Source organism: Modestobacter sp. SYSU DS0657 (genome assembly GCF_054050925.1).
The window spans coordinates 109,636-135,515 of sequence record NZ_JBJHAG010000007.1 but is presented as its reverse complement, the minus strand read 5'-3'; the positions used below and the strand labels follow the sequence as shown (position 1 = coordinate 135,515).

General features: G+C 75.1%; 21 protein-coding genes. 9 read left to right on the top strand and 12 right to left on the bottom strand.

Annotated elements, in window-relative coordinates:
* Nucleotides 1–107: 107 nt before the first annotated feature.
* From ACI79A_RS07040 to ACI79A_RS07025, 4 genes are read right to left on the bottom strand one after another with little or no spacing between them, the layout of a single operon-like run.
* Nucleotides 108–1,985, bottom strand: a complete 1,878-nt coding sequence (locus ACI79A_RS07040; protein WP_457081391.1) for a sigma factor-like helix-turn-helix DNA-binding protein — start codon at nucleotides 1,983–1,985, stop codon at nucleotides 108–110.
* Between the two features lie 18 nt (nucleotides 1,986–2,003).
* Entirely contained in the window at nucleotides 2,004–2,972 is a 969-nt protein-coding gene (locus tag ACI79A_RS07035) for an NAD-dependent epimerase/dehydratase family protein (protein ID WP_457081389.1), read from the bottom strand.
* A gap of 7 nt (nucleotides 2,973–2,979) precedes the next feature.
* Nucleotides 2,980–5,721, bottom strand: a complete 2,742-nt coding sequence (locus ACI79A_RS07030; protein WP_457081387.1) for an alpha/beta fold hydrolase — start codon at nucleotides 5,719–5,721, stop codon at nucleotides 2,980–2,982.
* A complete protein-coding gene (locus ACI79A_RS07025; RefSeq protein WP_457081385.1) occupies nucleotides 5,718–6,743 on the bottom strand; it encodes a 3-oxoacyl-ACP synthase III in 1,026 nt (341 codons plus the stop codon). The genes ACI79A_RS07030 and ACI79A_RS07025 overlap by 4 nt, the downstream gene beginning before the upstream one ends.
* A 154-nt stretch (nucleotides 6,744–6,897) precedes the next feature.
* Here ACI79A_RS07025 and ACI79A_RS07020 point away from each other — a divergent pair, with 154 nt between their 5' ends.
* From ACI79A_RS07020 to ACI79A_RS07005, 4 genes are all read left to right on the top strand, one after another.
* Entirely contained in the window at nucleotides 6,898–7,617 is a 720-nt protein-coding gene (locus ACI79A_RS07020; protein WP_457081383.1) for a hypothetical protein, read from the top strand.
* Nucleotides 7,614–9,197 (top strand): MFS transporter, encoded by a 1,584-nt coding sequence (locus ACI79A_RS07015; protein WP_457081381.1) that lies wholly within the window; start codon nucleotides 7,614–7,616, stop codon nucleotides 9,195–9,197. Before ACI79A_RS07020 ends, ACI79A_RS07015 begins: the two co-directional genes overlap by 4 nt.
* Before the next feature lie 179 nt (nucleotides 9,198–9,376).
* A complete protein-coding gene (locus tag ACI79A_RS07010) occupies nucleotides 9,377–10,483 on the top strand; it encodes a LysM peptidoglycan-binding domain-containing protein (protein WP_457081379.1) in 1,107 nt (368 codons plus the stop codon).
* Nucleotides 10,484–10,666: 183 nt separating this feature from the next.
* Nucleotides 10,667–12,901 carry a PhoX family protein gene (locus ACI79A_RS07005; RefSeq protein ID WP_457081377.1) on the top strand — a complete coding sequence of 745 codons (2,235 nt, stop codon included), beginning with the start codon at nucleotides 10,667–10,669 and terminating at the stop codon, nucleotides 12,899–12,901.
* A 63-nt stretch (nucleotides 12,902–12,964) separates the two neighbouring features.
* Here the strand turns inward: ACI79A_RS07005 and ACI79A_RS07000 are convergent, their stop codons facing one another.
* From ACI79A_RS07000 to ACI79A_RS06990, 3 genes are read right to left on the bottom strand one after another with little or no spacing between them, the layout of a single operon-like run.
* Nucleotides 12,965–13,705, bottom strand: coding sequence for a DivIVA domain-containing protein (locus ACI79A_RS07000; RefSeq protein ID WP_457081375.1), 741 nt, complete (start codon nucleotides 13,703–13,705; stop codon nucleotides 12,965–12,967).
* The gene (locus tag ACI79A_RS06995; RefSeq protein WP_457081373.1) at nucleotides 13,702–14,841 is read right to left on the bottom strand and encodes a globin domain-containing protein; all 1,140 of its coding nucleotides are present in this window, start codon (nucleotides 14,839–14,841) and stop codon (nucleotides 13,702–13,704) included. Before ACI79A_RS06995 ends, ACI79A_RS07000 begins: the two co-directional genes overlap by 4 nt.
* 22 nt (nucleotides 14,842–14,863) lie before the next feature.
* The gene (locus ACI79A_RS06990; protein WP_457081371.1) at nucleotides 14,864–15,232 is read right to left on the bottom strand and encodes a group I truncated hemoglobin; all 369 of its coding nucleotides are present in this window, start codon (nucleotides 15,230–15,232) and stop codon (nucleotides 14,864–14,866) included.
* A 274-nt stretch (nucleotides 15,233–15,506) separates the two neighbouring features.
* On the opposite strand from ACI79A_RS06990, the gene ACI79A_RS06985 reads away from it, so the two are divergent.
* A complete protein-coding gene (locus ACI79A_RS06985; RefSeq protein WP_457081369.1) occupies nucleotides 15,507–16,646 on the top strand; it encodes a zinc-dependent alcohol dehydrogenase in 1,140 nt (379 codons plus the stop codon).
* Nucleotides 16,647–16,656: 10 nt separating this feature from the next.
* The gene (locus tag ACI79A_RS06980) at nucleotides 16,657–17,238 is read left to right on the top strand and encodes a hypothetical protein (protein ID WP_457081367.1); all 582 of its coding nucleotides are present in this window, start codon (nucleotides 16,657–16,659) and stop codon (nucleotides 17,236–17,238) included.
* A gap of 11 nt (nucleotides 17,239–17,249) precedes the next feature.
* Here the strand turns inward: ACI79A_RS06980 and ACI79A_RS06975 are convergent, their stop codons facing one another.
* Nucleotides 17,250–18,086: a helix-turn-helix domain-containing protein gene (locus ACI79A_RS06975; RefSeq protein ID WP_457081365.1), complete on the bottom strand. Its 837-nt coding sequence runs from the start codon at nucleotides 18,084–18,086 to the stop codon at nucleotides 17,250–17,252.
* 37 nt (nucleotides 18,087–18,123) lie between these two features.
* Here ACI79A_RS06975 and ACI79A_RS06970 point away from each other — a divergent pair, with 37 nt between their 5' ends.
* Complete coding sequence (locus ACI79A_RS06970) at nucleotides 18,124–18,732, top strand: TIGR03086 family metal-binding protein (protein ID WP_457081363.1); 609 nt, start codon at nucleotides 18,124–18,126, stop codon at nucleotides 18,730–18,732.
* A 21-nt stretch (nucleotides 18,733–18,753) separates the two neighbouring features.
* Here ACI79A_RS06970 and ACI79A_RS06965 read toward each other — a convergent pair whose 3' ends face one another.
* Both ACI79A_RS06965 and ACI79A_RS06960 read right to left on the bottom strand, forming a co-directional pair.
* A complete protein-coding gene (locus tag ACI79A_RS06965) occupies nucleotides 18,754–19,221 on the bottom strand; it encodes a hypothetical protein (RefSeq protein WP_457081361.1) in 468 nt (155 codons plus the stop codon).
* A gap of 12 nt (nucleotides 19,222–19,233) precedes the next feature.
* Nucleotides 19,234–20,457: a PucR family transcriptional regulator gene (locus ACI79A_RS06960; RefSeq protein ID WP_457081359.1), complete on the bottom strand. Its 1,224-nt coding sequence runs from the start codon at nucleotides 20,455–20,457 to the stop codon at nucleotides 19,234–19,236.
* A 96-nt stretch (nucleotides 20,458–20,553) separates the two neighbouring features.
* On the opposite strand from ACI79A_RS06960, the gene ACI79A_RS06955 reads away from it, so the two are divergent.
* Nucleotides 20,554–21,657, top strand: coding sequence for a ferredoxin reductase (locus tag ACI79A_RS06955; RefSeq protein ID WP_457081357.1), 1,104 nt, complete (start codon nucleotides 20,554–20,556; stop codon nucleotides 21,655–21,657).
* Nucleotides 21,658–21,691: 34 nt separating this feature from the next.
* A complete protein-coding gene (locus ACI79A_RS06950) occupies nucleotides 21,692–22,909 on the top strand; it encodes a fatty acid desaturase family protein (RefSeq protein ID WP_457081355.1) in 1,218 nt (405 codons plus the stop codon).
* Between the two features lie 58 nt (nucleotides 22,910–22,967).
* On the opposite strand, the gene ACI79A_RS06945 is transcribed toward ACI79A_RS06950, so the two are convergent.
* Together ACI79A_RS06945 and ACI79A_RS06940 are read right to left on the bottom strand one after the other, a co-directional pair.
* Nucleotides 22,968–24,203: an esterase-like activity of phytase family protein gene (locus tag ACI79A_RS06945; protein WP_457081353.1), complete on the bottom strand. Its 1,236-nt coding sequence runs from the start codon at nucleotides 24,201–24,203 to the stop codon at nucleotides 22,968–22,970.
* Nucleotides 24,204–24,332: 129 nt separating this feature from the next.
* Nucleotides 24,333–25,736, bottom strand: a complete 1,404-nt coding sequence (locus tag ACI79A_RS06940) for a short-chain fatty acid transporter (RefSeq protein ID WP_457081351.1) — start codon at nucleotides 25,734–25,736, stop codon at nucleotides 24,333–24,335.
* Nucleotides 25,737–25,880 lie beyond the last annotated feature (144 nt).

The following is a 25,880-nucleotide window of genomic DNA, read 5'->3' as shown; positions in this document are numbered from 1 at the left end:
GGCGAAGGTATGGACGGCGTGTTTCCCCGAGCCGCCGCCGGCGTTACGCGTCGGCAAGGTGGAGCGCACAGGGGGCCGGTGCCGGGTGTGAGCTGAGCGGGGGGCGGTCAGCGCTGCAGCCCGGACCCGAAGTCGCCGAAGGGCTGGGTGGGCGAAGCCGCGACGGGGGTCTGGGCGATCGGTTCGCCGGTGCCGTCGAGCACCCGCACCGACCGGGCGCCCTCGTGCAGCTCGGTCACGGCGCCGCCCCCGGTGAGGGGGAGCGACGCCAGCACCCGTTCGCGGTCGTCGAGCACCTCCGCCACGGTCCCCGCGGCCGGCGCGGTGACGACCAGCCACCGGGCACCGTCGGACCAGCGGAGCCCGGGCGGTTCGACGTCGCAGACCCGGGCGATGGTCAGCGAGGCCGGGTCGGTGCTGCCGGCGGGGGTCTGGGTGCCGCAGGTGACCGCGCCGCCGCCGCCCCCGGCCCAGGTGGTGACCACCAGGGCGCCCCCCGGGCTGCGCGCCAGCACCACCACCACCGACCCCGGGCCGGTGCTGAGCGGTAGCTCGCCGTTCCACAGCAGCTCCGGCTGCAGCTCAGCGGGCTCGACGCCCAGTGGCACGGCCACCCCGGTCAGCGCCGCGGCGACCACCCGGTCGTCGGCCGGGCCGGCGGTGGGACGCAACGGGGTGAGCTCGGGCAGCGGGACCGTGCGGCCCGGCCGGTCGCCGGGCCAGGCGACGGCCGAGCGGAGCACCACCCGGCCCTCGCGCGTGACCCGGACGCTGATGCTCGGCCCGTCCTCCGTCGTGCGGGCCGGCACGACGGCCGCCCCGTCGACGGTGTCGACGGCCGTGTAACGGCGGCCCACGGTGCCGCGGGCCCCGACCAGCAGCCGGTCGGACACCTCCACCACGTCCTCGCGCCCGGCGACCACGATGAGCGACGCCGGCCCCGGCCCACCCAGCAACAGGGTGAGCGGCCGGCCCTCGCCCAGCCCGCGGGGGACGTGCGGGGTCAGCTGCGCCGGCGGCGCCCCGACCGGACCGGTCAGCCAGACTCCCCGGAAGTCCTCCGTGACCGTGCCGACGACCAGCACCGCGCGCCCGGCGGGCGTGTCCCCGGCGAAGACGACGGTCCGGTCGGCCACCGGGGGCGCCTCCAGCGGGCCCCAGTCGATCTGCTGGGCAGCGGCGAGGAACGCCGGGTCGCCGGCGAGCGAGCCCCGGGCCGGGCCGGTCAGCACGGGCGCGGTGGGCAGCGGCTCGGCCGGGGGCGCAGCGGCTGCTGGCGGTTCGGCGGCGGCGGGCGCTCCCGGCGGGGTCCGGAGCACCGGTGCTGGCCGGTCCAGCGTGACCACGGCGGCGGTCAGGACCAGTGCGGTGAGAGCCGCCCCTCCCAGTGCGCGCCGGCGCCGTCCGGACCGCCGGGATCCGACGTCGGCGACGGCCTGCGGTGCGTCCAGCCGCCACCGGCCGGGCGCCGCGGCCAGCCGGGCCAGGGCGTCCTGCAGCCGCTGCTCGTCGGGAACCGGGTGCGCCGGCCGGTAGGGGTCGGGCCGGACCGCGGGGCGCAGCCGCTCGACGCCGCGGGCCACCTCGGCCGCGGCAGCGGGCACCGGGCAGTCCAGCAGCGCCGCGACCGACGCCTCGTCGAGCCCTTCGTGGTGCCGGAGCACCACGGCGGCCCGGGCACGGCGCGGCAGCTCCCGCAGCGCTCGGGCCAGCTCGTCGTCCACCGCGCCTGCGGGATCGGGCAGCTCCGCGGCGACCTCCCCGCCGGCCGGCCGCCAGGAGCCGCGGCGGGTTGCCCCGGCGACCAGCGCCCGGCGGGCGGTGCCCAGCGGATCGGCCGGAGGCCAGACCCGCCGGGTCCGCACGAGGGCGGCCTGGACGAGCTCCTCGGCGTCGAGGCGGTCGCCGGTGAGCAGCAGCGCCGAGCCGAGCAGGTCACGTCGGTGATCGGCGACGAACTGGTCGAAGCCGTCCTGCCCGCCCACGGCGCCCCTCCCGAGCGGTCAGCCGGCCGCGGCGGACGCGGCCAGCCGGGTGAAGCCCTCGTCCAGCGACACCGTGGGACGCCAGCCCAGCGCCTCGCGGGTGCGGCGCTGGTCGAACCAGTGCGCGGTGGCCAGCTGCTCGGCGAGGAAGCGGGTCAGCGGGGGAGTGTCCCGGCGGCCGGTGGCCCGCCAGACACCCTCGACGGCAGCGCCGGCGGCCCAGGCGAGCGGGAACGGGACGCGCCGGGTCGGGCCGGGCACCCCGGCGGCCCGGCACAGCCGGTCGAGCACCTCGGCGACCGGCCGGGGCTCGCCGTTGGACACCACCAGCGCCTCCCCGTGCACCGGTCCGCAGGCGTCGACCGCGGCGACCAGTGCCGTGGCGGCGTTGTCCACGTAGGTGCTGTCGATCAGCGCCGCGCCCGTGCCGATCACCGGCAGCCGGCCGGCGCGGGCCCGGGTGACGATCCGCTCGACCAGCTGCGGGTCGCCCGGCCCCCACACCAGGTGCGGGCGGACGGCGAGCACGGCCAGCGCCGCGGAGTCCGCCGCGAGCGCCTCCTGCTCGGCCAGCGCCTTGGAGCGGGCGTACGCTCCGCGGGCCCGGACCGGGTCGGCCGGCCCGGCGCCCGCGCCGGCCAGCGCCGCGCCGGCGTGCGCGACCGACGGCGAGGAGACGTGCACCAGCCGTGCGACACCGCCGGCGCGGCAGGCCTCGACCACCGACCGGGTGCCCTCGACGTTGGCCCGCTGGTACTCGTGCCACGGCCCGACGACGTCGACCTTCGCGGCCAGGTGCACCACCGCGTCGTGCCCGGCCACGGCGCGGGCCACCGCCCCCCGGTCGGCCACGTCGGCCAGCACCTCCGCGCACGGCAGCCCCGCGGGGCGGCGCTGCAGCACGGTGACCTCGTCGCCGCGCTCGACCAGCGCGGTGGCGGTGGCCCGGCCGAGCATCCCGCCCGCCCCGGTGACCAGCACCTTCACGGGCGCCTCACGCTCCGGGCCGGCGCAGGCCGGTGCGCGAGCCGGCGAGCAGCCGGGCGGCCTGCCGGGCCACGGCGGCCCGGTCGACCTTCGACTGGTGGCGGATGTCGACCGGCAGCCGGGCGGTGGTGAGCACGGCCGACACCGGCACCGCCGCCCGCGACCGCACTGACTCGGCCAGCTCGGGGTCGGCGGGCTGCAGCCGCCCGCGCCGGCCTCGGCCGTCGGCCGGGACGACGACGACCACCAGTTGCTGGGTGCCTGCCGGCCCGACCCCGACGGCGGCGGCCGCGGCGACCCCGGGCAGCTGCTCCACCCGCTGCTCGACGCCGACCGGGGTGACCGGGCCGGCGGGGGTGGTGACGACGTGCGGGAGCCGGCCCTCCACCCACAGCCGGCCGTCGGCGTCCAGGTGCCCCACGTCGCCGGTGCGGTGCCAGCCGGCGTCCCGGGAGGACAGCCGCTCGGTGATCCACAGGGCGTCGTACCGGTCCTTGACGTGCGCGCCCCGCACGCAGACCTCGCCCGTGACGCCCGGGGCGGCGGTGAGCGCGCCGACGGCGGCCCCGGCGTCGTCCAGCGGGCTGACCCGCAGCTCCACCCCGGGCAGCGGGCGGCCGACGCAGACGCCGTCCGGCATCCCGCCCGCCTCCTGCTCGGCGGCCTCGATCTCGGGCAGCGAGACGTCGGTGACCGGTAGCGCCTCGGTCATCCCGTAGGGCGTGTGCGCCTCCGCGTCGGGCAGCACCTCGCGCAGCGAGCGCAGCAGGGACGCCGGCACCGGTGCGCCGGCCGACATCACCAGCCGCACCCCGGCCAGCGCGGCCCGCTGCGCGTCGGTGAGCTCGCCGGCGGTGGCCACCACCCGGCGCAGCGCCGCGGGCGCGGCGAAGAGCACCGTGGCGTCGACGGCGGCCACGGCGTCGGCGAGGGCGGGCGCGGTGAGCGTGCCCGGCGCCGTGACGTCGATGTCGGGCACCGCGGAGCCGATGCCCAGCGCCGGGCCGAGGATGGCGAAGGGCGCGAACGCGGCGACGAACCGGTCGGCGGCGGTCAGCCCGTAGGCCTCGCGCACCAGCGCGATCTGCGCCACGACCTGCGCCTGGGTGTACACCACGCCCTTGGCCGGGCCGGTGGCGCCGGAGGTGAACAGGACCGCCCGGTCGTCGTCGGGCGAGGACTCGTCGGCGACCGGCCCGGCGGCGCGGCCGAGCTGCTCGAGCTCGGCGAGGTCGTGCGTGACCCCCAGCGCGCGGCGGGCGGCGGCGGGCAGCCGGCCGGCGACGAACCGCAGCCCGGGCAGGCCCATGGCACGCGCCGCGGCCAGCCCCTGCGCGCTGCCGATGACCGCGTCGACGGATGCACCGCGCAGCGCCCGGCGCATCCCGGGCAGGCCCAGGCCCCGGTCGACGACGACGATCGCGCCGCCGGCCCGCCAGACCGCGTAGACCGACGCGGTCAGGTCGGCGGAGGGCTCGACCAGCAGCGCGACCCGCTGGCCGGGTCGCAGCCCGGCGGCGCGCAGCCCGCTGGCCAGCTGCTCGACCCGCCGGTGCAGCCCGGCCCAGCTGACCATGCCGCCGGTGACCCAGCCGCCGTCGGCCGTGCCGCCACCTGCCGTGCTGCCACCGACCGTGACCACCGCGGGGCTGTCGTCGCCGGCCCGCTCGCTCAGCGCCGACCACGGCCGCCGGTCCGCTGGGACCCCCGGCCGGGGTGGCGCGGGGGCGGGCGGCGCGTCGAGGTCGGCGACGAACTGGGCGACCGCCGCGGCGTACCGGGGCGCGTCCTCGGGCAGCAGGTGGGAGGCGCCCTCGAACCGGTGCACCTGCGCGTGCGGCAGCCGCGACCGCAGGTCGGTCAGGTACCGCTCGCCGAACACCGGGTCGCGGGGTCCCCACATCAGCAGTGCGGGCACGTCGAGCTCCCGGATGCCCTCGGCGATCGCCTCCTGGTTCGGGCGCGACGGGTGGCCGTCGGCGAACGGGATGTCGGCGACGAAGTCACCGACCGAGCCGCGCCGGCCCGCCCCCCGGTACGGGGCGGCGAAGGCGTTGCGGACCGCGGCCGGCAGTGGCGGCCAGGACAGCGCCGTCGTCGCCCGGACGAACAACGGCGTGCCCACGGTGACGGTGCCGCGCACCCCGGGCAGGTGGGCTGCCCGGATCAGCGCCGGCCCGGCGTCGCCCTCGGGCATGGCCACCGCGGTGTTGGTCAGCACCACGCCACGCAGCTGGTCGCGGTGCGCCAGCGCCCAGCCCAGCGAGAGGATGCCGCCCCAGTCGTGCCCCACGGTCACCACCGGGCCGGTCACGCCCAGCGCGGCGGTGAGGTCGCCCAGGTCGGCGACCCGCTCGGCCAGGGACCGCGGGGAGGTGAGCCGTTCGGAGAAGCCCATGCCGAGGTGGTCGGGCGCGACCACCCGCCAGCCGGGCGGCGCCGCGGCCAGCAGCCGCCGCCACAGGTAGGACCAGGTCGGGTTGCCGTGGACGCAGAGCAGCGTGCCCACCGGCTCCCGGACACCGTTGTCCAGCACGTGCCACTCGTGCTTGACGCCGTCCGCGTCGGCGACGGTGACCCGCCGGGACCAGGCGGGGTCGAGCCCGGGCAGGCCGGGCGGGAGGGCCTCGTTCTGAAGGGCATCGTTCTGGAGGGCATCGTTCTGGAGGGCATCGTTCTGGAGGGCATCGTTCTGGAGGGCATCGTTCTGGAGGGCATCGTTCTGGAGGGCATCGTTCGGGTCGCTCACCAGGCGATCTCCATGCACGAGGCGTTCAGGCCGGAGCCGATGCCCATCAGCAGCACCCGGTCGCCGTCGACCAGCGAGTCGGCGTCCGTGGCGAGGGTGAACGGCACCGACGCGGGGCCGAGGTTGCCCCGGGTCGGGAAGGTCTGCGGCACCCGGGCGGGGTCGACGCCGAACCGCTCGCACATCGCCGCCGTGTGCACCTTGGACACCTGGTGCATGACGTAGCGGTCCATGCCCTGCTGCCAGTCGAACACCCCGGCCGCCTCGTCCCACATGTCGGCCGAGAGCGCGATGCCGGCGTCCAGCAGGCCCTTGAGGTCGGTGTCCATCTGGTCGTTGTCACCGGTGCACAGCTCGTGGTGCTCGGTGCCCGCCCGGCTCACCGACCCGACCACCCGGTGCCCCTCCGGGTGCCGGTCGCTGCGGCCCAGCACCATCGCGGCCGCGCCGGAGCCCAGGGTCAGGGTGGCGAACTGGTCGATGACGTCGCGGGAACGGGTGTCCGGGCCCTGCAGCCGCTCGATGGTGCGCTCCTGCACCTTCTGGGAGTCCTCACCGTTGACGATCAACGCGTACTCGATGAAGCCGGAGTCGATCATCGCCGCGGCCAGCTCGATGCCGTTGACGAAGCCCAGGCAGGCGTTGGTGATGTCGAAGTTCTTGCACGAGCGCGGCAGGTCCAGCGCGTGGTGCACGGCGACCGCGGTCGAGGGCTCCAGGTGCTGACGGCTCACCGAGGTGTTCACCATCAGCCCGATCGCGGCCGGGTCGACGCCGCTCTCGCTGATCGCCTTGGCCCCGGCCATCGCCGCACCGTCGACGAAGGTGACGCCGTCGGCCCACCACCTGCGTTCGCGGATGCCGGCCAGCCGCTCCAGCAGGCCGGGTCGGAGTCGCACCCGCTGGTAGGTCTCCAGCAGCTGCTCGTCGATCGCGTCGGAGGTGATCACCTGGGTCGCGTCCGCCGTCTGCACCGTCAGCACGCTGGTGTTGCTGAACCGGTGGGTGGCATTGCCGCTCATGGGCGGGCTCCAGTCCTGAGGAGGGCTGACTCCTGGTGTCTCTCCGCCCTGTTCGGCTCCAGTTCTACCCCCGTCCGCCCGCGGTATTCGCTGGTGCCCCCGCGATGGAGCGCACAGCGGGTGTGGACCTCGCCCGCCCGGGCATCGGTGACCGGTGGGCACCCGACGCGGCGGACGGCTGCGGTTCGACGGCTGGATCATCGGCACCGGCACGACCTCCGGCACCCGGCTGGTGGTCGGCCACTGGCCCCGCTCGCCGCTGGGGCCGGTCTCCGACGTGATGGTGCAGCGGCCCGACGGTCACCGGGTGCTGCTCGCGCAGTCCGCCGAGCTCGCGGAGTTCGTCGCGGCCACCTACACCTTCGACGAGGTGCGGGTGGTCGACGTCGCCGTGCGCCGATCGGACGACGTGACGTGGGAGGTGGACGCCGGGCCGCTGGCGCTGGAGCTGCGCACCGGCCGCCGTCCCGCCCTGGGCCGCCTGCTGCGCGCCGTGCCCGCGCCGCTGGCCCGCACCCCCGGCTGGATCGGGCTGCTCGACCGGCCCGCCCGCCTGCTGACCGGGTTGCGCACCACCGGCTCCGCCGGCAACGGCCGCACCGAGTGGTACGGCGTCCAGGACCTGCACGCCGTCACCGCCGTGCGCGCGACCTGGGACGGCGAGCCGTTGGGGCCGGTCGCCCCGGTGCAGCCGCCGGTGACCTTCGGCTTCGGCTCGGTGCCCCCGGAGCCCTCGGTGGTCCGGGTGACGACGACGGTCGCCGTCCCGCGGGAGCCGTCTTTCGGGGAGCGGACCGGAGCGCGCCGGGGGACGATCCCCCGCGGGGAGCCGGGACCGGCGTCCGCAGTCGAGCAGGAGAAGGAGCGCTGGTGACCGACGCAGCCGTCGACCGCGCCGGGCAGCGCCCGGCCGAGCCGCCGGAGGGCGCCGACCCCAAGCGCTGGCAGGCGCTGTGGGTGACCCTCGTCGTCGGGTTCATGACCCTGCTGGACGTCAGCATCGTCTCGGTCGCCCTGCCCTCGCTGCAGGAGGACCTGGGCGCCACGGCCTCGACCGTGCAGTGGGTGGTCTCCGGGTACGCGCTCACCTTCGGGCTGGCGCTGGTCCCCGCCGGTCGGCTGGGTGACGCGTTCGGCCGGCGGCGGATGTTCCTCATCGGCCTGGTCGCCTTCGTGCTGTGCAGCGCGGCCGCGGGTGCCGCGCCCAACGCCGAGCTGCTGATCACCGCCCGGCTGCTGCAGGGGGTGGCCGCCGGCTGCCTGGCGCCGCAGAACTCCGCGCTGATCCAGCAGCTGTTCCGCGGCGCGGAGCGCGGCCGGGCGTTCGGCTTCTTCGGCGCCACGGTGGGCATCTCCACCGCCGTCGGCCCGGTGATCGGCGGGCTGCTGCTGGCACTGGCGTCCGGCCCCGGCGGCTGGCGGTGGATCTTCTACGTCAACGTGCCCATCGGCGTCGTCGCCTTCGTGCTCGCCGTCCGGCTGCTGCCCCGGCCGACCAGCCGGGGCCACGGGCGGATCGACGTCGTCGGGGTGGGCCTGCTCGGCGCGGGCGCCCTCGCCCTGCTGCTGCCGCTGGTGGAGGCGGAGTCCGGTGGGCTGACCCGGCTGTGGTGGCTGTTCCCGATCGGGCTCGCCCTGATCGCGCTCTTCGTGCTGTGGGAGCGCCGGGTGGTGCGCGGCGGCGGGGAGCCGGTCTTCGACCCCCGGCTGGTCACCGCCACCCGCGGCTACGCGCCGGGGGTCGCGCTGGGCACGGTCTACTTCGTCGGCTTCAGCGGGATCTGGCTGGTCTTCGCGCTGTTCTTCCAGACCGGGCTGGGCTGGACACCGCTGCAGTCCGGCCTGGCGGTGACGCCGTTCGCCATCGGCTCGGCGTCCGCCGCGGTCGTGGCCGGCCGGCTGGTGGGGCGCTACGGCCGGGCGCTGACGGTGTTCGGGCTCAGCGGGGTCGCCGTCGGGCTCACCGGGACGGCGGCGGTGCTGCTGCTCGCGCCGCCCGGGGTGACCGCCTGGGCCACCGCCCCGACGCTGCTGCTGGCCGGCATCGGCGGCGGGTTCGTCATCTCGCCCAACGTCACCCTCACCCTGCGCGACGTGCCGGTGCGGATGGCCGGCTCGGCCGGCGGCGGGCTGCAGACCTTCCAGCGCTTCGGCGGTGCGATCGGCACCGCGGCGCTGCCCGGCCTGTTCTACCTGGTGCTCAGCGACGGCGAGCAGAACTATCCGCGGGCCGCGGCGACGGCGCTGTCCGTCGCGGTCGTGGGCGCGCTGCTGGCGCTGGTGATCGGCGTCGTGGACTGGCGGCACGACCGGCGGGACGAGGGCCGGGAGGCGGCCCGCGCCGCTGCCGAACGCCGGCCGGACGGCGCGGCCCCGGGCACCGGCGGCGACGGCCCCGACGCGGTCGACGAGCACGGCCGGGTGCACGCCCACGGCCATGCCACCCACGGTTGAGCCCGGGTAGCTCACCAGGTGGCCGGAGCGAGGCGCCGGCCATGGCGGACGCCGACGGAGCGTGTCCGTTGCGTGATCGCCGCGCGGGGACGCACCGGCCCGGTGGGCGGCCGAGGTGGCAGGTCGCAGCTGACGCCCCCTGGGATGAGCGCGACGCCGTCCCGATCCCGGAGGTCCTCGTGCCCGTACCGCCGTCCCGACCGCGCCCCCGTCCGGCCCACCCGGAACCGCGCTCTCCGCGCCGCCCGGCGCTGGTCCGCGGGACCGTCCTCCTGGCCACCGCCGCGGTGCTCGGGCTGACCGCGACCCCCGCGCAGGCGGAGGAGCCGGCCGGGCCCGTGGCACCCGCGGCGGCGCCGGAGGTGGTCGAGGGACCGGCGGCGCAGGTCGGGCAGGAGGTGTGCGATCCGGTCGCCCGGCCCGGGGCGGTGGCCCTCGCGCGCCTGGTGCTGGACACCTACCGGGTGGGCAGCAACGGCGGCATCGTGCGGGACTGCGCCACCGGTGGCCGGAGCGAGCACAAGGAGGGCCGGGCGTGGGACTGGCTGGTCCGCGCCGACCAGCCGGCGGAGCGCGCCGCCGCCGAGGAGTTCCTGGGCTGGCTGACCGCCCCCGGGCCGGACGGGGCGCCCGGGTACCAGGCCCGGCGCCTGGGGGTCACGTACGCCATCTGGGCCGAGCGCATCTGGTCACCGGACCGGGGCTGGCGGCCCTACGGCGGCGCCGACCCGCACACCGGGCACGTGCACGTCTCGCTGTCCTGGAGCGGCGCGCTCGGGGTCACCTCCTTCTGGACCGGGGTGCCCGCCCGGGTGGACCAGGGCGCCTGCGCCGCGGCGGCCGCCGACGCCGGCGTGCCCGGTCCCTGCCCACCGCCGGACGCGCCGCCGGCAGACGCCCCGGTGCCCGCGCCCCTCCCCGGGCCACCGCCCGCCGAGGTGCCCACCGCCGAGCACACCGTGGCGCCCGGGGACACCCTCGGCCAGCTGGCGCTCGACCGCGGCACCACGGTCGAGGACCTGGTGGCCCGCAACGGACTGACCAGCACGGTGATCATGGTGGGACAGGTGCTCCAGGTTCCGGCCCCCGCACCGGCCCCCGCACCGGCCCCCGAACCGGCCCCCGTACCGGTGCTCGCCGAGGTGGCGCACACCGTCGTCCCGGGGGACACGCTCTGGCAGCTCGCCCGCGACTCCGGGACGACCGTGACCGACCTCCAGGCGCGCAACGGCCTGGCGGGCACCCTGCTCACCGTGGGGCAGCAGGTCCTCGTGCCGGCCACCTGACACCGCCGGACGCCCGTTTAAGTGGCGCTGGGCACCGTTCCACCTCCGCACGGTGACGAGCGCGCACCCCCTCGGCGTGTCGCACGCCACACATCACGCCGAGTTCATCCCGGGTCCATCCGGACCGGTCCGGTCGCTCCCTAGCGTCCGGACCAGTCCGTCACGAGACCGGGGAGAGTCACCTTGACCGACATCCAACGGCCCCGCGGCCGCCGCCTGCTGCCCTTCCTCGACGAGGTCCGGCACGGCAGCCGCAGCCACGCCACCTGCCACTACAAGTGCGGGAACGCATGCGACGCGGCGGTGCCCAACCAGACGGACAACCCGACGTTCGCCGACGTCGTCCAGTCCGCGTTCAGCCGGCGCGCCATGCTCAAGGGCGCGGGGGCCGGTGCCCTGCTGGTGGTCGCCGCCCCGCTGCAGCCCGCGCTGGCCGGCGACCGACGGATGCCCGGTGCCGGTGACCGGCAGCCGCCGGCCGACGCGTCGCTGACCTTCGAGCCGGTGGAGCAGAACCTGCTCGACGAGCTGGTCACCGCCGCCGGCTACGAGTACTCGGTGGTGCTGCGCTGGGGCGACCCGGTCGTGTGGGACGCCCCGGAGTTCGACGTCGACGCCCAGACGCCCGAGGCCCAGGCCAAGCAGTTCGGCTACAACTGCGACTACATCGGCTGGCTGTCCCTCGGCCGGGACGACCGCCGGGCGCTGCTCGTGGTCAACCACGAGTACACCAACGAGCAGCTCATGTTCGCCGGCGTCGCCGACGAGGCGGCGCCCACCACCGACGAGCAGAAGCGCATCGCGATGATGGCGCACGGCATCTCGGTGGTCGAGGTGGCCCGGGACGGCGACTCGGGCAACTGGCTGCCCGACCGGTGGGGCAAGCGCAACCGCCGCATCACGGCGACGACCCCGATCGAGCTGACCGGGCCGGTCGCCGGCTCGGAGTACGTGCGGACCACGGCGGACCCGGAAGGACGCACCGTCCTGGGGACGCTGAACAACTGCGCGGGTGGGGAGACCCCCTGGGGCACGACCCTGCACGGCGAGGAGAACTTCAACCAGTACTTCGGCACGACGGCGCCGATCGCGGAGGACCCGCGGGAGCTCCAGCTGGGCCGCTACGGCGTCAGCGCCGAGGACGCCCCGGTGCGCGGCTGGGAGAAGATCGACCCGCGGTTCGACCTGGCGAAGGAGCCGAACGAGGTGCACCGCTTCGGCTGGGTGGTCGAGCTCGACCCCTACGACCCGACCTCGACCCCGAAGAAGCGCACGGCGATGGGGCGGTTCAAGCACGAGGGGGCCAACGTGCAGATCGCCGAGGACGGGCGCGTCGTCGCCTACTCCGGCGACGACGAGCGGTTCGACTACATCTACAAGTTCGTCTCGAAGAAGCGCTACCGGCCCGGTCACGACCGCGCCTCGCGGGCGCACAACCTGACCCTGCTGGAGGAGGGCGACCTCTACGTCGCGCGCTTCACCGGCGACTCCCCGCCGGAGCAGATCGACGGCCTCGCCACGCTGCCGGCCGACGGCGAGTTCGACGGCACCGGCCAGTGGATCCCGCTGGTGAAGGACGGGCAGTCGATGATCCCGGGCAAGTCGGTGCCCTGGGTGCTCACCTTCACCCGGCTGGCCGCCGACCGGCTCGGCAAGCAGCTGGATGCCAACGGCGACTTCCCCGACCCGGCGGCCCCCGTCGTCGTCGACCCGGCGAAGGTGCCCACCCGGATGGACCGGCCCGAGGACATCCAGGTCAACCCGGTCAACGGCCGGGTCTACGCCGCGCTCACCAACAACTCCCGGCGGGAGGAGGCCGACGAGCCGAACCCGGTGGCCCGGTCCTTCGCCTTCGACCTCGAGGACGGGACCTACGAGGAGCGCGCCGGCAACCGCAACGGCCACGTGCTGGAGTGGCTGGAGACCGACGGGATCGCCGGGGACGACTTCTACTGGCGGGTGTTCATCGTGGCCGGTGACCCGGAGACCCCGGGCACCTACTTCGCCGGCTACGACAAGTCGGCGGTCAGCGCGATCTCGTGCCCGGACAACGTCGAGTTCGACCCTGCCGGGAACCTGTGGATCTCCACCGACGGGAACGTGCTGTCCACGCGGAACCGCGAGGCCGGCACCTTCGCCGGGACGAACGACGGGCTGTTCGCGGTGCCGACGGCGGGGCCGGAGCGCGGACACCTCAAGGCGTTCCTCACCGTCCCGCTCGGCGCGGAGTGCAGCGGCCCGCAGATCCCGGCGGACGGGCGGTCGGTGTTCGTGTCGGTGCAGCACCCGGGTGAGACCACCGGCTCGACCCGGGAGAGCCCGTCCAGCACCTGGCCGGACCGGCTGCCCGAGCGGGGCTACCCGCGTCCGAGCGTGGCGGTGGTCTACCGGACCGACGGCGGCCGGGTCGGCAGCTGAGCGCTGGCACGTGATCGCACACGACCCGGGGTGGCCTGACCGCAGGCCACCCCGGGTCCGCGATCAGCCCTCGCGCTCGCCCGGGGCCACGCCGGCCGCGTTGGCCACGAACGTCGCCGGCTGGGCGTCGGCCCGCTGGCCCGGGGCCGGCCGGGGCACCGGCGGCAGACCCGCCGGGTGGGCGGCGCCCCACTCCTTCTCCACGTCGACCAGCAGCGCCTCCAGGTAGGCGCGCAGCTGCGTGCGGGTCGCCTGCCCGAAGGCCCGCAGGTAGGCGATCTGCTCCTGCAGCTGCTCGGTCTGCGGCTGGTCGGCCGACGGGCGGGGGGCCTCGCCGACGGAACGGGTCGCGGCCTCCTGCGCGGCCTGGATGATCGCGCCGGCCCTCTCCCGCGCCTGCCCGAGGTGCTCCTCGTACTGAGCGCGCGCCTCGGCGGTCATCTGCCGGCTGAACTCCTCCGCCTCGGCGACGTAGGCGTCGGCGGTCTGCTGCGCGGTCGCCAAGATGCCGACCGCCTGGTCGCTGGGGGAGGGGCGGGCCGACGACTCGGCCAGCTGCGCCTCCAGCCGGGCCAGCTGGGCGCGCAGCTGCTCGTTCTCCCCGCTGAGGCGCGACACCTCCTCGGCGACCAGGTCGACGAAGCCGTCGACCTCCGCCTCGGTGTAGCCAGGGTGCAGCAGGGAGCCGTGCGAGAAGCGCGCGCTCCGCACGTCCTCCGGGGTCAGCCGGTGGTCCGGGCCCTGCTGCCGGTCGGGGCGGGGCCCGCCGTTCGAGGACCCGGGAGCCTGCTCGCTGGTGCTCATTCGGTCACCTTCCCATCCAGGGTCGGGCTCGGTCTGCTGGCGGCGAAGACCTCGGTGCGGATCCGGCTCATCGCCAGGCCGGAGGTGTGCAGCCGGGTCACGGTGTCCTCGACCATCGCCGGGTTGCCCGCCACGTAGGCGTCCCGCCCGGTCCACGGGCCGTGCCGCAGCATGACGTCGCCGATCTCACCGTGCTCCAGGGTCGAGGTCTTGTCGTGCGAGACGGCCGCGGTCACCGTCAGCCAGGGGTTCTCCCGGGTCATCCGCTCCAGGTCCGCGCGGTCGTAGAGGTCGTCCTCGGTGCGGGCGCCCACGAAGAGGTCGACCCGGCGGGCCGGCCCGGATCGGGCGACCTGGTCGACGATCGCCTTCAGCGGCGCCAGCCCGGTGCCCCCGGCCACCAGCAGCAGGTCCCGGTCGGAGTCGGTGTCGAGGGTCAGCTGCCCGACCGGTGGGCCGAGCCGTACCACCTCGCCGACCCGGGCCGACCGCACCAGCGCGGTGCTCACCGGGCCGCCGTCGCGGGCCTTGACGTGCAGCTCCAGGGAGCCGTCCGGCCGCGGCGCGTTCGCGGGGGAGTACCAGCGCCACAACCGCGGGCGCAGGTCGGACTCGACCGAGACGGCCTGCCCGGGCAGGTGGTCCAGCCGCTGGCGCGGTGCCAGCGTCAGCACGGCGACGTCGATGGTGCGGCGCTCGTGCGCCACGACCTCCGCCTCCCACCAGGGCGGCTGGTCGTCCGCTTCGTCCGCGGCCTCCAGCATCACCTGGGCGATCAGCTGGTACGCCGCCGTCCAGTCCGCGGCCAGGGCGTCGTCCCACTCGTCGTCGAAGTGCTCCAGCGTGGCCAGCAGGCTCGCGCCGACCGCCGGGTAGTGCGCGGCGACGGCGCCGAACTTGCGGTGGTCACGGCCCAGCTGCTGCAGGATCGGCACCAGCGAGTCCAGGTCGTCGACCCGCGCCACGACCTCCCCCAGCGCGGCGAACAGCCGGTCGCGCTGGTGCGCCATCGAGACCGGGAACAGGTCCCGGGTCTCGGGATGGGTCAGGAACAGGTGGGAGTAGAACCACAGCGGCACCTCGTCGCCGTGCGCGGCGGCCTTGGCGAAGCTGGCCCGCATCGCGGGGATGTCCACAGGCTCTCCTCGGAGCGCCGGCTCAGCCGGCCGGCGCGGGTTCGGTGACGATCTCGTCGCGGTGGGCGCCCAGCGCCGCCCCGACCTGGCCGATGTCCTCGCCGGAGACCCCGAGCTCGGTGAGCGTGTCGACGAGGTGGCCGACCACCCGGTCGAAGGCGTCGCCGGTGATGCCCAGGCCGTCGTGGCCGGCGGCGAGCTCCCGGCCGGAGTACTCGACCGGGCCGCCGGTGACCTGCACCAGCAGCGCGGTCTGGTGGCGACGCAGCTGGGGCATGTCGACGCCCTCGAACCACCCGGCCAGTTGCGGGTCGGCCACCACCCGCCGGTAGAAGTCGTCGACCGCCGTGCGGATGCCGACGTCCTGCCCGAGGCGCTGGTAGAGCGACATGAGTCCTCCGTTCTCCCCCGTGAACGGACACCGGACGCCGACCCGGAGCCGGCGCCACCCGGCCGGTGACCGACGGTGGCCGGCCCGGCACGGACGTCCCGAAGTCTGTCGTCGTCGGCGGGGCCGTGCCACTCGGGGACGGGGACCGGTGCGGCCGGAGGGTTGACGAACCCGCGAAGTGGACAGTCCCAGGCCACGCGGCCGCCGCGGGGGCGCGGGGCGGATCGGGCCCGGCCGCGGACGGCGCAGGAACCCAGGAGGACCGATGCGGGCGATGACCTATCGAGGGCCGTACAAGCTGCGGGTCGAGGAGAAGGAGATGCCCCGCATCGAACACCCCAACGACGCGATCGTCCGGGTGACCCTGGCCGCGATCTGCGGCTCGGACCTGCACCTGTACCACGGCCTGATGCCGGACACCCGGATCGGGCACACCTTCGGCCACGAGTTCATCGGGGTGGTCGAGCAGGTGGGCTCCTCGGTGGAGAACCTGCAGGTCGGTGACCGGGTGATGGTGCCGTTCAACATCTTCTGCGGGTCGTGCTGGTACTGCTCCCGCGGGCTGTACTCCAACTGCCACAACGTCAACCCCAACGCCACGGCCGTCGGCGGCATCTACGGCTACTCGCACACCACCGGCGGCTACGACGGCGGGCAGGCCGAGTACGTGCGGGTGCCCTTCGCCGACGTCGGCCCGGTGCGGATCCCCGACTGGATGCACGACGAGGACGCCGTGCTGCTCACCGACGCCGCCGCGACCGGCTACTTCGGGGCGCAGCTGGGCGAGATCGCCGAGGGCGACACGGTCGTCGTGCTGGGCGCCGGGCCGGTGGGCCTGGTGGCCGCCCAGTCCTCCTGGCTGATGGGCGCCGGCCGGGTCATCGTCGTCGACCACCTCGCCGAGCGGCTGGCCAAGGCCCAGGAGATGGCCTACGCCGAGACCCTCGACTACGACCAGTACGACGACGTCGTGGTGGAGCTGAAGAAGCAGACCGACTTCCTGGGTGCCGACGTCGTCATCGACGCGGTCGGTGCGGAGGCCGACGGCAACCTCACCCAGCAGCTCACCGGGCCGAAGCTGAAGCTGCAGGGCGGATCGCCGACCGCGCTCAACTGGGCGATCGACTCCGCCCGGAAGGGCGGCACCATCTCGGTGGTGGGCGCCTACGGGCCGGTTCCCAACGCGGTCAAGTTCGGCGACGCGATGAACAAGGGGCTCACCCTGCGGATGAACCAGACCCCGGTGAAGCGCCAGTGGCCCCGGATGTTCGAGCACGTGCGCAACGGTCACCTGACCCCGCGGCAGATGGTCACCCACCGCTTCCCGCTGGAGGACATCGCCGAGGCCTACCACGTCTTCTCCGCCAAGCTCGACGGCTGCATCAAGCCGCTCGTCGTGCCCGGCGCGAACTGAGGGAGCGACCATGACCGAGCCCGACATCCCCACCGCCTACGTCCGCGACAAGCGCACCGCACCGCCCAGCCGGGAGGAGCTGCGGGCCCGCATCCCCGGCTGGGGGGCCGACCTGGACCCCGCCGACCGGCCGTCGCACCCGAAGCTGCAGTACCCCGCCGACACCGGTGCCCACTGGGACTTCCCCGACCGGCAGCCCGGGTCCGCGGGGCGGGAGCGGTCGATCGAGCACGCCTTCGTCACCCCGGTGTTCGGCACCGCCCAGCCGCTGCACGGCCTGTCCGGGGCGATCCGGCGGCTCGCCTACGACCGGTTCGGCGAGGGTCGGCTGGCGCACTGGCTGCTCCTCATCGCCGGTGACCGGGTCGACGCCTGGGAGAGCCACCTGCGCTCGTTCGCCTCCGCCCGCCCCGACGTGCCGGCGACCGGGGTTCGCACGGAGCTCACCCACGGCGGGCTGCGATCCCGCGCCGGCCGCTCCGACCGGCGCCACCATCTGCTCGACCCGCTGATCGTCAGCGGGCCGTGGGTCGCCGGTGCGGCGGGGGCCGTCCTCGGCGTCCGGAAGGTCACCCGCGCGCTGCGCGGCTGAGTCGCCCGCGCTCAGGCCCGGTGGCCGGCGGCGAACCGGCCGGGGGTGGTGCCGGTGCCCCGGGAGAAGTCGCGCACGAAGTGCGCCTGGTCGGCGTAGCCGAGCACCGCGGCCGTCTCGGCCAGCGGCGTCCCGCCGGCGCGCAGCCGTTCGGCGGCCTCCTGCAAGCGGCGACGCTGGATCAGCCACTTGGGGGTCAGGCCGAGGCGGCGGTGGACCAGCCGTTGCAGGGCCCGCTCGGACAGCCCGAACTCCGCGAGCACCTGGGCCACCCGGAGCACGTCGGAGCGCTCCTCGACGAAGGCGACCACCCGGTCGACCAGCTCGCCCTCGGCGTCCACCGGCAGACGGGGGCGCACCGTGTCGGTGAACGCGGCCATCGCGGTCGCGTGGGCGCGTCCGGCGTGCGGGTCCGCGGCCATCGCCGTCCGGACCCGGTCGACCAGCGCGACACCTGCCGGACCGAGGACGGCGGGCAGGTCGACGTACCGGTCGGTGAACTCGGCCATCGACGTGCCGGTGAGGAGCGTGCCGGCGGCGGGCGTGCACATCACGCCGACCGCCCAGCCGTCGCCGGCCAGCGTGGTGGTCGACAGCCCGGTGCTGACCCCGTAGAACCGGGCGTACCCGTCGGCGACGACCAGCAGGGACACCGGGTACTGCAGCACCCGCTGCACCGCCTCCCGGCCGGGCGGCACCGACCAGACCGGGATCCAGAACCGGCGCAGCAGGCCACGCACGGCCGGGTCCGGCTCGTACCGGTACATGACGTGCGACGCGTCGCCGGGCTCCCTGAGGTGCGCCCGCTCGACCAGGTCCAGCCGCGTCGGTCCGCTGTCGGCTTTCATCAAGACGCAGCCTGCCGCACCCGGCCAGGCTGCGGCCATGGACACCACCGCCCCGAACCCCACCGCCCCGAACCCCACCGCCCCGAACCCCACCGCCCCGAACCCCACCGCCACAGCCCACGAGGCCGCCGCGGCATCGCTGTCCGCCCTGCTCGCCGACGTCCCCGCGGAGGCGTGGGCCAGCCCCTCGCCGTGCGCGGGGTGGACGGCGAGGGACGTCGTCGCGCACCTGGTGGACACGCAACGCGAGCTCCTCGCCGGCCACGGGCTGGACGTCGGCCCGGCGCCGGACCTGGCCGGGGACCCGGCCGTCGCCTGGGCCGCCCACACGCGGCGGGTGGCCGAGCTGGTCGCCGACGACGAGGTGGTCGGCCGCGGGTACGACGGCTTCTTCGGCCCGACCACCATCGGCGCGACCTTCGAGCGGTTCTACGTGTGGGACATGGTCGTGCACCGCTGGGACGTCGCCCGGGCCACCGGCCTGGACGCCGCGCTCACCGAGGCGGAGCTGGACCGCATCGAGCAGGGCGCGGACGGATTCGGCGAGGCGCTGTACCTGGACGGCATCTGCGCCCCCGCCGTCGAGCCGCCGCCGGCCGCGGACCGGACGACCCGGGTGCTGGCCCGCCTGGGCCGAGCCGCGTGACCCGGCCTCCGGGCAGTCGCCTCAGAGCAGGGACACGGCCCGGTCGGCGACGTCGTCGAGCGGCCCGAGGTGCAGCACCGTGGTGGTCTCCGCCAGCCCGGTCGCCGGCCAGCCGACGGTGAGGGTCAGCCGGCCGTCCCGCGGCAGTGCACCGGCCCAGTAGGACGCCTCCGAGCGGAACGCGTCGCGGCCGCCGGTCGAGGTCGGGCCGACCGGGTCGGCCGGCGCGCTGACGCCGTCCACGGTGAGGGTGACCAGCGGGCCGGACCAGGGCCGCCGTTCCGCCCCCGGCCGGGGGAAGGTGTGCCGCCCGGCTGCCTCGGCCTGCACCCCCACCGCGTGCACCACCATCGGCAGGTGCAGTCCGCCGGGATGGGCGAACACGCAGCGCAGGCCGGCGGCGATGCCGGCGGAGCGGGCGAGCAGCACCGGGCCGTGCACCACGGCGCCGAGCGCATCGGGCGCGGGGGTCGCGGGCCAGCGGGTCACCGGCCCAGCCTGTCAGCTGTCGGGCTCCTCCGGTGCGCAGCCGAGCGCCAGCGTCAGCTGCAGCACCGTGGCCGGGTCCTCCAGCCGGTCGCCGAACAGCTGGCGCAGCTGCCCCATCCGGTAGCGGACGGTCTGCGGGTGGACGAACAGCTCCGCGGCGATCCGCTCCCGGCGGCCGTGGTGCAGCAGCCAGGACCGCAGGGTGGCGACGAGCTTCTCCCGGGTCGCCGCCGTCACCTCCTCCAGCGGAGCCAGCACGGCGGCGCGCAGGTCGGTCAGCGCCTCCTCGTCGGCGCGCAGCACCAGCTCGACCAGGCGCGCCTCGGTGTCCAGCGGTGCCTTTCCCCGTGGCGGCGGCCCCAGGCGCAGCGCGCGCAGCACCCGTCGGTGGGACGCCGCGACGTCGTGCCAGGGCCGAGCTGGGCCGACGGCGGCCTCGTGGCCTTCCAGCAGGCGGAGCAGGCCCGGGCGGGCCCGGCCTCCGGCGTCGGGCACCAGCAGGACGGCGCGCTCCTCCTCACCCCCCGGGCCGGTCGCCTCCTCGGTGACCTGCAGCGTGCGGCCGTCCAGCAGCGCGAGGGCACCGCGGGCCCGGGGCTCGGGCAGCACGACGGCGGTGAGGGTCCGCGGCGGTGACCAGTCGGCCCGCTCGGCGGCCGCGGTCAGGTCGTGCAGCGGACGGCCGGCCAGGAGCACCGCACCGAGCCGCTCCAGGTGGTGCTGGCGCACCCGCCCGCTGGTGGCCAGCTCGTCGGCGTGGCCGGCCACGCTGGCGGCCGAGAGCTGGTCGATGTAGGCGAACACCAGCTCGGCGAAGCGCGCCAGCGAGGCGACGTCGAGGCCGGCGGCCACCGCGGTCTCGCTCATGTGCCGCCAGGAGACCCGGGCACCCACCCGGTAGGCCGACAGCAGCGCGTCCATCGACCGGCCGCTGCGTGCCTCTCCCCGGCCCAGTGCGTAGGCCCCGGCCAACGCCGGCGCGATCGGCCGGCTGGGGTCGACGCCGCCGCCGTCGGCGGCCAGCTCCAGGAACCCGCCCAGGGCGACCTGGACCGCCCGCTGGATCGCCTGGCCCATCTCCCCGGCGAACGCCCCGGCGTAGCTGGGCACCTCCACCACGATGCTGGCCACGGTGCGCTCGGCGACCGACGGCAGCTCGGCACGCATCGCCGCGGCGACGGCCGGTGGGAAGGTCATCGGGTCTGCGATCGGCGGGGCCGGTGGGTCAGCGGTCATTCCCGGGGCTCCTTTGTTCTGGGCGAACAGAAGCTACCGCTCGATTCACGTCCGATTGACAGGTGATTGATCGCGAGGCTGGGAAAGACTCAATTCATGACCGCCACCGTCCCGCGCCCGGGCACCGCCCGTCCGGTCCTGACGACGCTGCGTGACCGCGCGCTCAAGCTGGCCGAGCTGGTCACGACGCCGCTGCTGCCCAGCGACTACCTCGACCTCGTCGACCCGCTGCGCTCCGGCGCCGCGCTGCGCGGCCGCATCGAGGCGGTCCACCGCGAGACCCGCGATGCCGCGACCCTCGTCATCCGCCCCGGCCGGGACTGGCTGCCGCACACCCCCGGCCAGTACGTCCGGCTCGGTGTCGACGTCGAGGGCGTGCGGCTGTGGCGGGCCTACTCGATCACCTCGGTGCTCGGCCGGGCCGACGGCTGCTTCACCGTGACGGTCAAGGCGATCCCGGACGGCAAGGTCAGCAACCACCTGGTGCACCGCACCGAGCCCGGCACGATCGTCCAGCTCGACCAGGCCACCGGTGACTTCGTGCTCCCGGCGGAGCGGCCGGCCAAGGCGCTGTTCGTCACCGCCGGCTCGGGGATCACGCCGGTGATGGGCATCCTGCGCAACCACGTCGACGAGCACGAGGACGTCGTCCTGGTGCACTCCGCGCCCACCGCCGACGACGTCATCTTCGGCCGGGAACTTCGGGAGCTGGCGGCCGCCGGCCGGATCCGGCTGGTCGAGCGGCACACCGCCACCGACGGGCTGCTCGACGCCCCGGCCCTGGCCGACCTCGTGCCCGACCTGGCCGAGCGGTCGACCTGGGCGTGCGGGCCGATCGGGCTGCTCGAGGCGCTGGAGGAGCACTGGGCCACCGAGGGGATCGCCGACCGGCTCTACACCGAGCGCTTCCGCCCCCGCGTGCTGGTCACCGGTGAGGGCGGCACCGTCTCCTTCGCGAAGTCCGGCCGGGACGTCGAGGTCGACGGCTCGACCCCGATCCTCGACGCCGCGGAGGAGGCGGGCCTGCTCATGCCCAGCGGCTGCCGGATGGGCATCTGCTACGGCTGCGTCCTGCCGCTGCGCGAGGGCGCCGTCCGCGACCTGCGCAACGGCGAGCTGACCGTCGCCGCCCACGGCGACGGCGTGCTCGTCCAGACCTGCATCAGCGCCGCCGCCGGCGCCTGCGACATCGACCACTGACCCACCCGACCCAGCACTCCGGAGGAGCCACCTCGTGACCGTCCTGCAGAAGAAGCCCGACAACCCCGTCGCCCACCTGACCCCCGAGGACATCGAGGCGATCGGGCGCGAGCTCGACGCCATCCGTCAGGGCGTGGTGGACAGCCGCGGCGAGTCCGACGCCGCCTACATCCGCCGGGTGATCGACGTCCAGCGCAAGCTCGAGCTGGGCAGCCGGGCGGTGCTGCTGTTCTCCAAGTTCCCGCCGGCCTGGGTGCTGGGCACCGCCGGGCTGTCGGTGGCCAAGATCCTGGAGAACATGGAGATCGGGCACAACATCCTGCACGGGCAGTGGGACTGGATGCGCGACCCGAAGATCCACTCCACGACGTGGGAGTGGGACATGGCCAGCCCGGCCGAGCAGTGGAAGCACTCGCACAACGAGCTGCACCACACGTACACGAACGTGATCGGCAAGGACAACGACCTCGGCTACGGCATCATGCGCGTCGACGAGGACCAGCGCTGGGTGCCGATGTACCTGCTCCAGCCGGTGTGGAACTTCATCAATGCCTGCTTCTTCGAGTACGGCATCGCCGCCTACGACCTCGAGCTGGGCAAGAACCTGGCCACGCCCGAGCGACGGAAGAACCCGGCGTTCCGGGCCGCGGCCAAGCAGGTGCTGAAGAAGATCCGCAAGCAGGCGACCAAGGACTACCTGGTCCACCCGGCGCTGTCCGGGCCGTCGTTCCTGCCCACCCTGGCGGCCAACTTCACCGCCAACGTGGTGCGCAACCTCTGGTCGCACTCGGTGATCATGTGCGGCCACTTCCCGGAGGGCGTGGAGACCTTCGAGAAGAAGTCGATCGACGGGGAGACCCGCGGTGAGTGGTACCTGCGCCAGATGCTCGGCTCGGCCAACATCTCCGGCAGCAAGGCCATGCACATCATGACCGGCAACCTCTCCCACCAGGTCGAGCACCACCTGTTCCCCGACCTGCCGAGCAACCGGTACGCCGAGATCGCCCCGCAGATCCGCGACCTCTTCCAGCGCTACGGCCTGCGGTACCACACCGCGTCGCTGCCGCGTCAGGTCGCGTCGGCCTGGCACAAGGTCATCCGGCTGTCGCTGCCCAACGGCTGGTTGGCCGAGACCACCCCGGCCAACGCCCCGGCCCAGGTCGCCAAGCTCTACAAGATGACGACCGGCGGCCCCAAGGTCCGCCGTCAGCTGCAGGGCGCCGCCTGGAACCAGGGCAGCCAGGCCGCCTGATCACCGCCTGACGCGCAACGGCGCCCCGACCTGACGGTCGGGGCGCCGTTGCGTGTGGTCAGCGGCGGCCGCGGGCGTTGATCGCGGCCAGCGCCGGGTCGACCTGCAGGTCCTCGTCCACCTGGATGACCACGTACTCGTTGTCGTCGGGCACGCCGGCGGTGCGCCCGGCCGAGCCCGGGTAGTTGTTGTCGTTGCCGACGATGATGCGGTGGTCGTCCAGGACGGCGATCTGCTCGATGGTGACGAACGGGAAGGTGAAGTAGCCCCCCGCCGTGCCGCCGACGCCCTGCGGGTCCGGGATGGCCATCAGGTTGGCGATCAGCCGCTTGTCGGCGTAGCCGTCCCGGTCGATGTCCCGGGTGTCGATCAGGTAGACGGCCTTGAGCTGGGCGGTCGGCCCCTGGCCGCCGTCCCGCTCCAGGATCAGGAAGCGGTTCTGGTCCAGCGCCACCATGTCGCCCAGGGCGTTGTTCGGGACCTCGAACTTCACCTTCGCCTTGAGGCCGGTGTACTTCCCGCGGTTGGTGTCGAAGGAGTAGATCCGGCGGGTGGCCGGGTCGTCACCGGCGACCGCGCCCTCCAGCATCGGGTACAGGGTGTGGCCGTCGACGCCGAGGGCCATCCCCTCGAAGCCCCTGCTCGAGCCCAGCGTCGGGGCGGCACCGCCCAGGTTCCAGGCCTCGGGGGAGCGGACGCCCTCGGGCTGGACCGGTGCGGACAGCACCCGGCCCTTCGCGTCGACGTGCACCAGGCTGGGGCCGAACTCCTCGCCGATCCAGAAGGTGCCGTCGGGCATCCGCTGGAACGACTCGGGGTCCAGGTCGGCGCCGGTGAGCCGGCGGTCGCTGCGGGTCAGCGGGAACGGCAGCTTGCGGTCGGGGTCGGACAGGCTGAAGCCACCGTCGAGCACCGTCGTGCGCTGGGTGGCGGTGTCGATCCGCAGCTTGACCACGCGCAGCAGGAAGTCGCCGCTGTTGGCCTCGGTGCCGTACCCGTTGTCCTCGAGCACCAGCCAGTCGTCGCCGTCCCGCAGCAGTCCGGAGAAGCCCTGGATCGGCTGGGCCGCGAACGGCGGGGTGACGCCGTTGGCCGGGCTGGCCAGGGCGCCGGAGGGGACCTGCTCGCCGAACGTGGCCGACGGCAGGACGGAGCGTCCGACGAGTTGGGCCTGCTGGGTTCCGTTGCCCTGCGGCACGGTGGGGGCGGTGCCGGCGACGGCCGGGACCGAGACGGCGGTGAGCAGACCTGCGGCGGTGAGGGTCAAGGCGGCACGGCGGGACGGACGGCGCACGGGGCATCTCCCTGGCTCGGGCGGTGGAGCTGGCCGGCCGACCGTGTCGCGGGGAGACGGCCGGCGGTCGGCGCCTCTGTGGCCGCGCTGTGAGGAGTCGGTGAACGGGCCGGCGACCCGCCCCGGCGGTCAGGCCAGCAGCCCCAGCAGCAGCGTCACGGTGCCGAAGACCAGACCTGACGCGATCAGCGTCACCGTCGTGTAGCCGAGGATGTCGCGCATCTTGAGCCCGGCGATGGCCAGCACCGGCAGGGCCCAGAACGGCTGGATCATGTTGGTCCACTGGTCGCCGTAGGCGACCGCCATGATCGCGACCGCTGGGTCGACCCCCAGGCTCTGGGCGGCGTCGAGCATGACCGGGCCCTGGACGGCGAACTGCCCGCCACCCGAGGGGACGAAGAAGTTGACCACCCCGGCGGAGAGGAAGGCCAGCAGCCCGAACGTCGCCGGGGAGGCGATGTCGACGACGGCGTCGGAGAACACGGCGATCAGGCCGGTCGTCGACATGATCCCCATGATCCCGGCGTACAGCGGGAACTGGAGCAGGATCTCCCCGACGTTGGCGGCGGCGTTCTTCACCAGCGCGATGAGCTCGAACGGGTTGCGGACCAGCAGGAAGATCAGCGCCAGGAACGTCCAGTTGACGATGTCGAGGGTGGCGGTGCCGCCGTCGGCGTAGTGGTGCACCAGGTAGGCGGCCAGGGCCAGGCCGACCAGGGTGGTCAGCAGTCGGCTGCCGTCGACCCGGTCGGCCGGGGTGACCACCTCGTCGTCCAGCGGCACGGCGTCGGAGTCGCGCACGCTCGCCGGGAGCTCGACCACCCGATCACCGCCGCGGGGTGCGACCGCGGCCAGCGCGAGGCCGACGACCAGGATGGTGGCCACGGCGGCGGTGATGTTCCACCAGGTGAAGATCGTCTCGCTGACCGGGACGGTCCCGCCCAGCGTCTCGGCGAGGAAGGAGTCCTCGGTCGCGGCGGTGAGCGGCCCGGAGCCGGAGTAGCCCATGTGCCAGATGACGTAGCCGGAGTAGCCGGCGGCCACCAGCAGCGGGAAGTGCAGGCGCAGGCCTCGCTCCCGGCCCTGGACGGCGAGCTCGCGGGCGAGCAGCGCACCGACGACGAGGCCCAGCCCCCAGGTGATCAGCGAGGCCAGCGCCGCGATCACGAAGACGTACAGGTAGGCCTGCAGCGCCGTCCGGGGTACGGCGGCCAGCCGGGTCAGCAGCCGCCGCACCGGCCCGGTGTTGGCCAGCGTGTGCCCGAGCAGCAGGATCAGCGCCATCTGGGTCATGAAGGCCAGCAGCCCCGACAGCCCGTCGCCCCAGCCGTCCAGGACCTCGATCGGGCCGGCATCGGTGAGGAGCAGCGCCAGCGCGGCCACGACGAACGTCAGCACGACGGCGAAGACCAGCGCGCTGGGGATGTACCGCTCGACGACGGCGTTCACCGGCCGCATCAGCGAGGCGAGGCCGCCCGCCCGGCCTGGCGAGCTCGATCCGGCGTCGGGCCGGGTGCCTGGCGTCCTGGTCATCGGGCCTCGCTCTCGGGTGGGTCGGCGGGCCCGGTCACGCAGGGGGCCAGGCCGGGTCGGCGGACGGGCGTCGGCCACCACGGCGAGAGGGCCCGACGACGGCAGCGGCGACGACCCGGATCCTGGCATCCGGGTCGTCGCCGC

Excerpts from the sequence above, each read along its gene's own strand:
- ACI79A_RS06985 (WP_457081369.1), top strand. The coding sequence starts at position 15,507 with ATGACCTATCGAGGGCCGTACAAGCTGCGGGTCGAGGAGAAGGAGATG.
- ACI79A_RS06940 (WP_457081351.1), bottom strand. The coding sequence starts at position 25,736 with ATGACCAGGACGCCAGGCACCCGGCCCGACGCCGGATCGAGCTCGCCA.
- ACI79A_RS06960 (WP_457081359.1), bottom strand. The coding sequence starts at position 20,457 with ATGACCGCTGACCCACCGGCCCCGCCGATCGCAGACCCGATGACCTTC.
- ACI79A_RS07025 (WP_457081385.1), bottom strand. The coding sequence starts at position 6,743 with ATGAGCGGCAATGCCACCCACCGGTTCAGCAACACCAGCGTGCTGACG.
- ACI79A_RS06955 (WP_457081357.1), top strand. The coding sequence starts at position 20,554 with ATGACCGCCACCGTCCCGCGCCCGGGCACCGCCCGTCCGGTCCTGACG.
- ACI79A_RS06980 (WP_457081367.1), top strand. The coding sequence starts at position 16,657 with ATGACCGAGCCCGACATCCCCACCGCCTACGTCCGCGACAAGCGCACC.
- ACI79A_RS06970 (WP_457081363.1), top strand. The coding sequence starts at position 18,124 with ATGGACACCACCGCCCCGAACCCCACCGCCCCGAACCCCACCGCCCCG.
- ACI79A_RS06990 (WP_457081371.1), bottom strand. The coding sequence starts at position 15,232 with ATGTCGCTCTACCAGCGCCTCGGGCAGGACGTCGGCATCCGCACGGCG.
- ACI79A_RS07000 (WP_457081375.1), bottom strand. The coding sequence starts at position 13,705 with ATGAGCACCAGCGAGCAGGCTCCCGGGTCCTCGAACGGCGGGCCCCGC.
- ACI79A_RS06975 (WP_457081365.1), bottom strand. The coding sequence starts at position 18,086 with ATGAAAGCCGACAGCGGACCGACGCGGCTGGACCTGGTCGAGCGGGCG.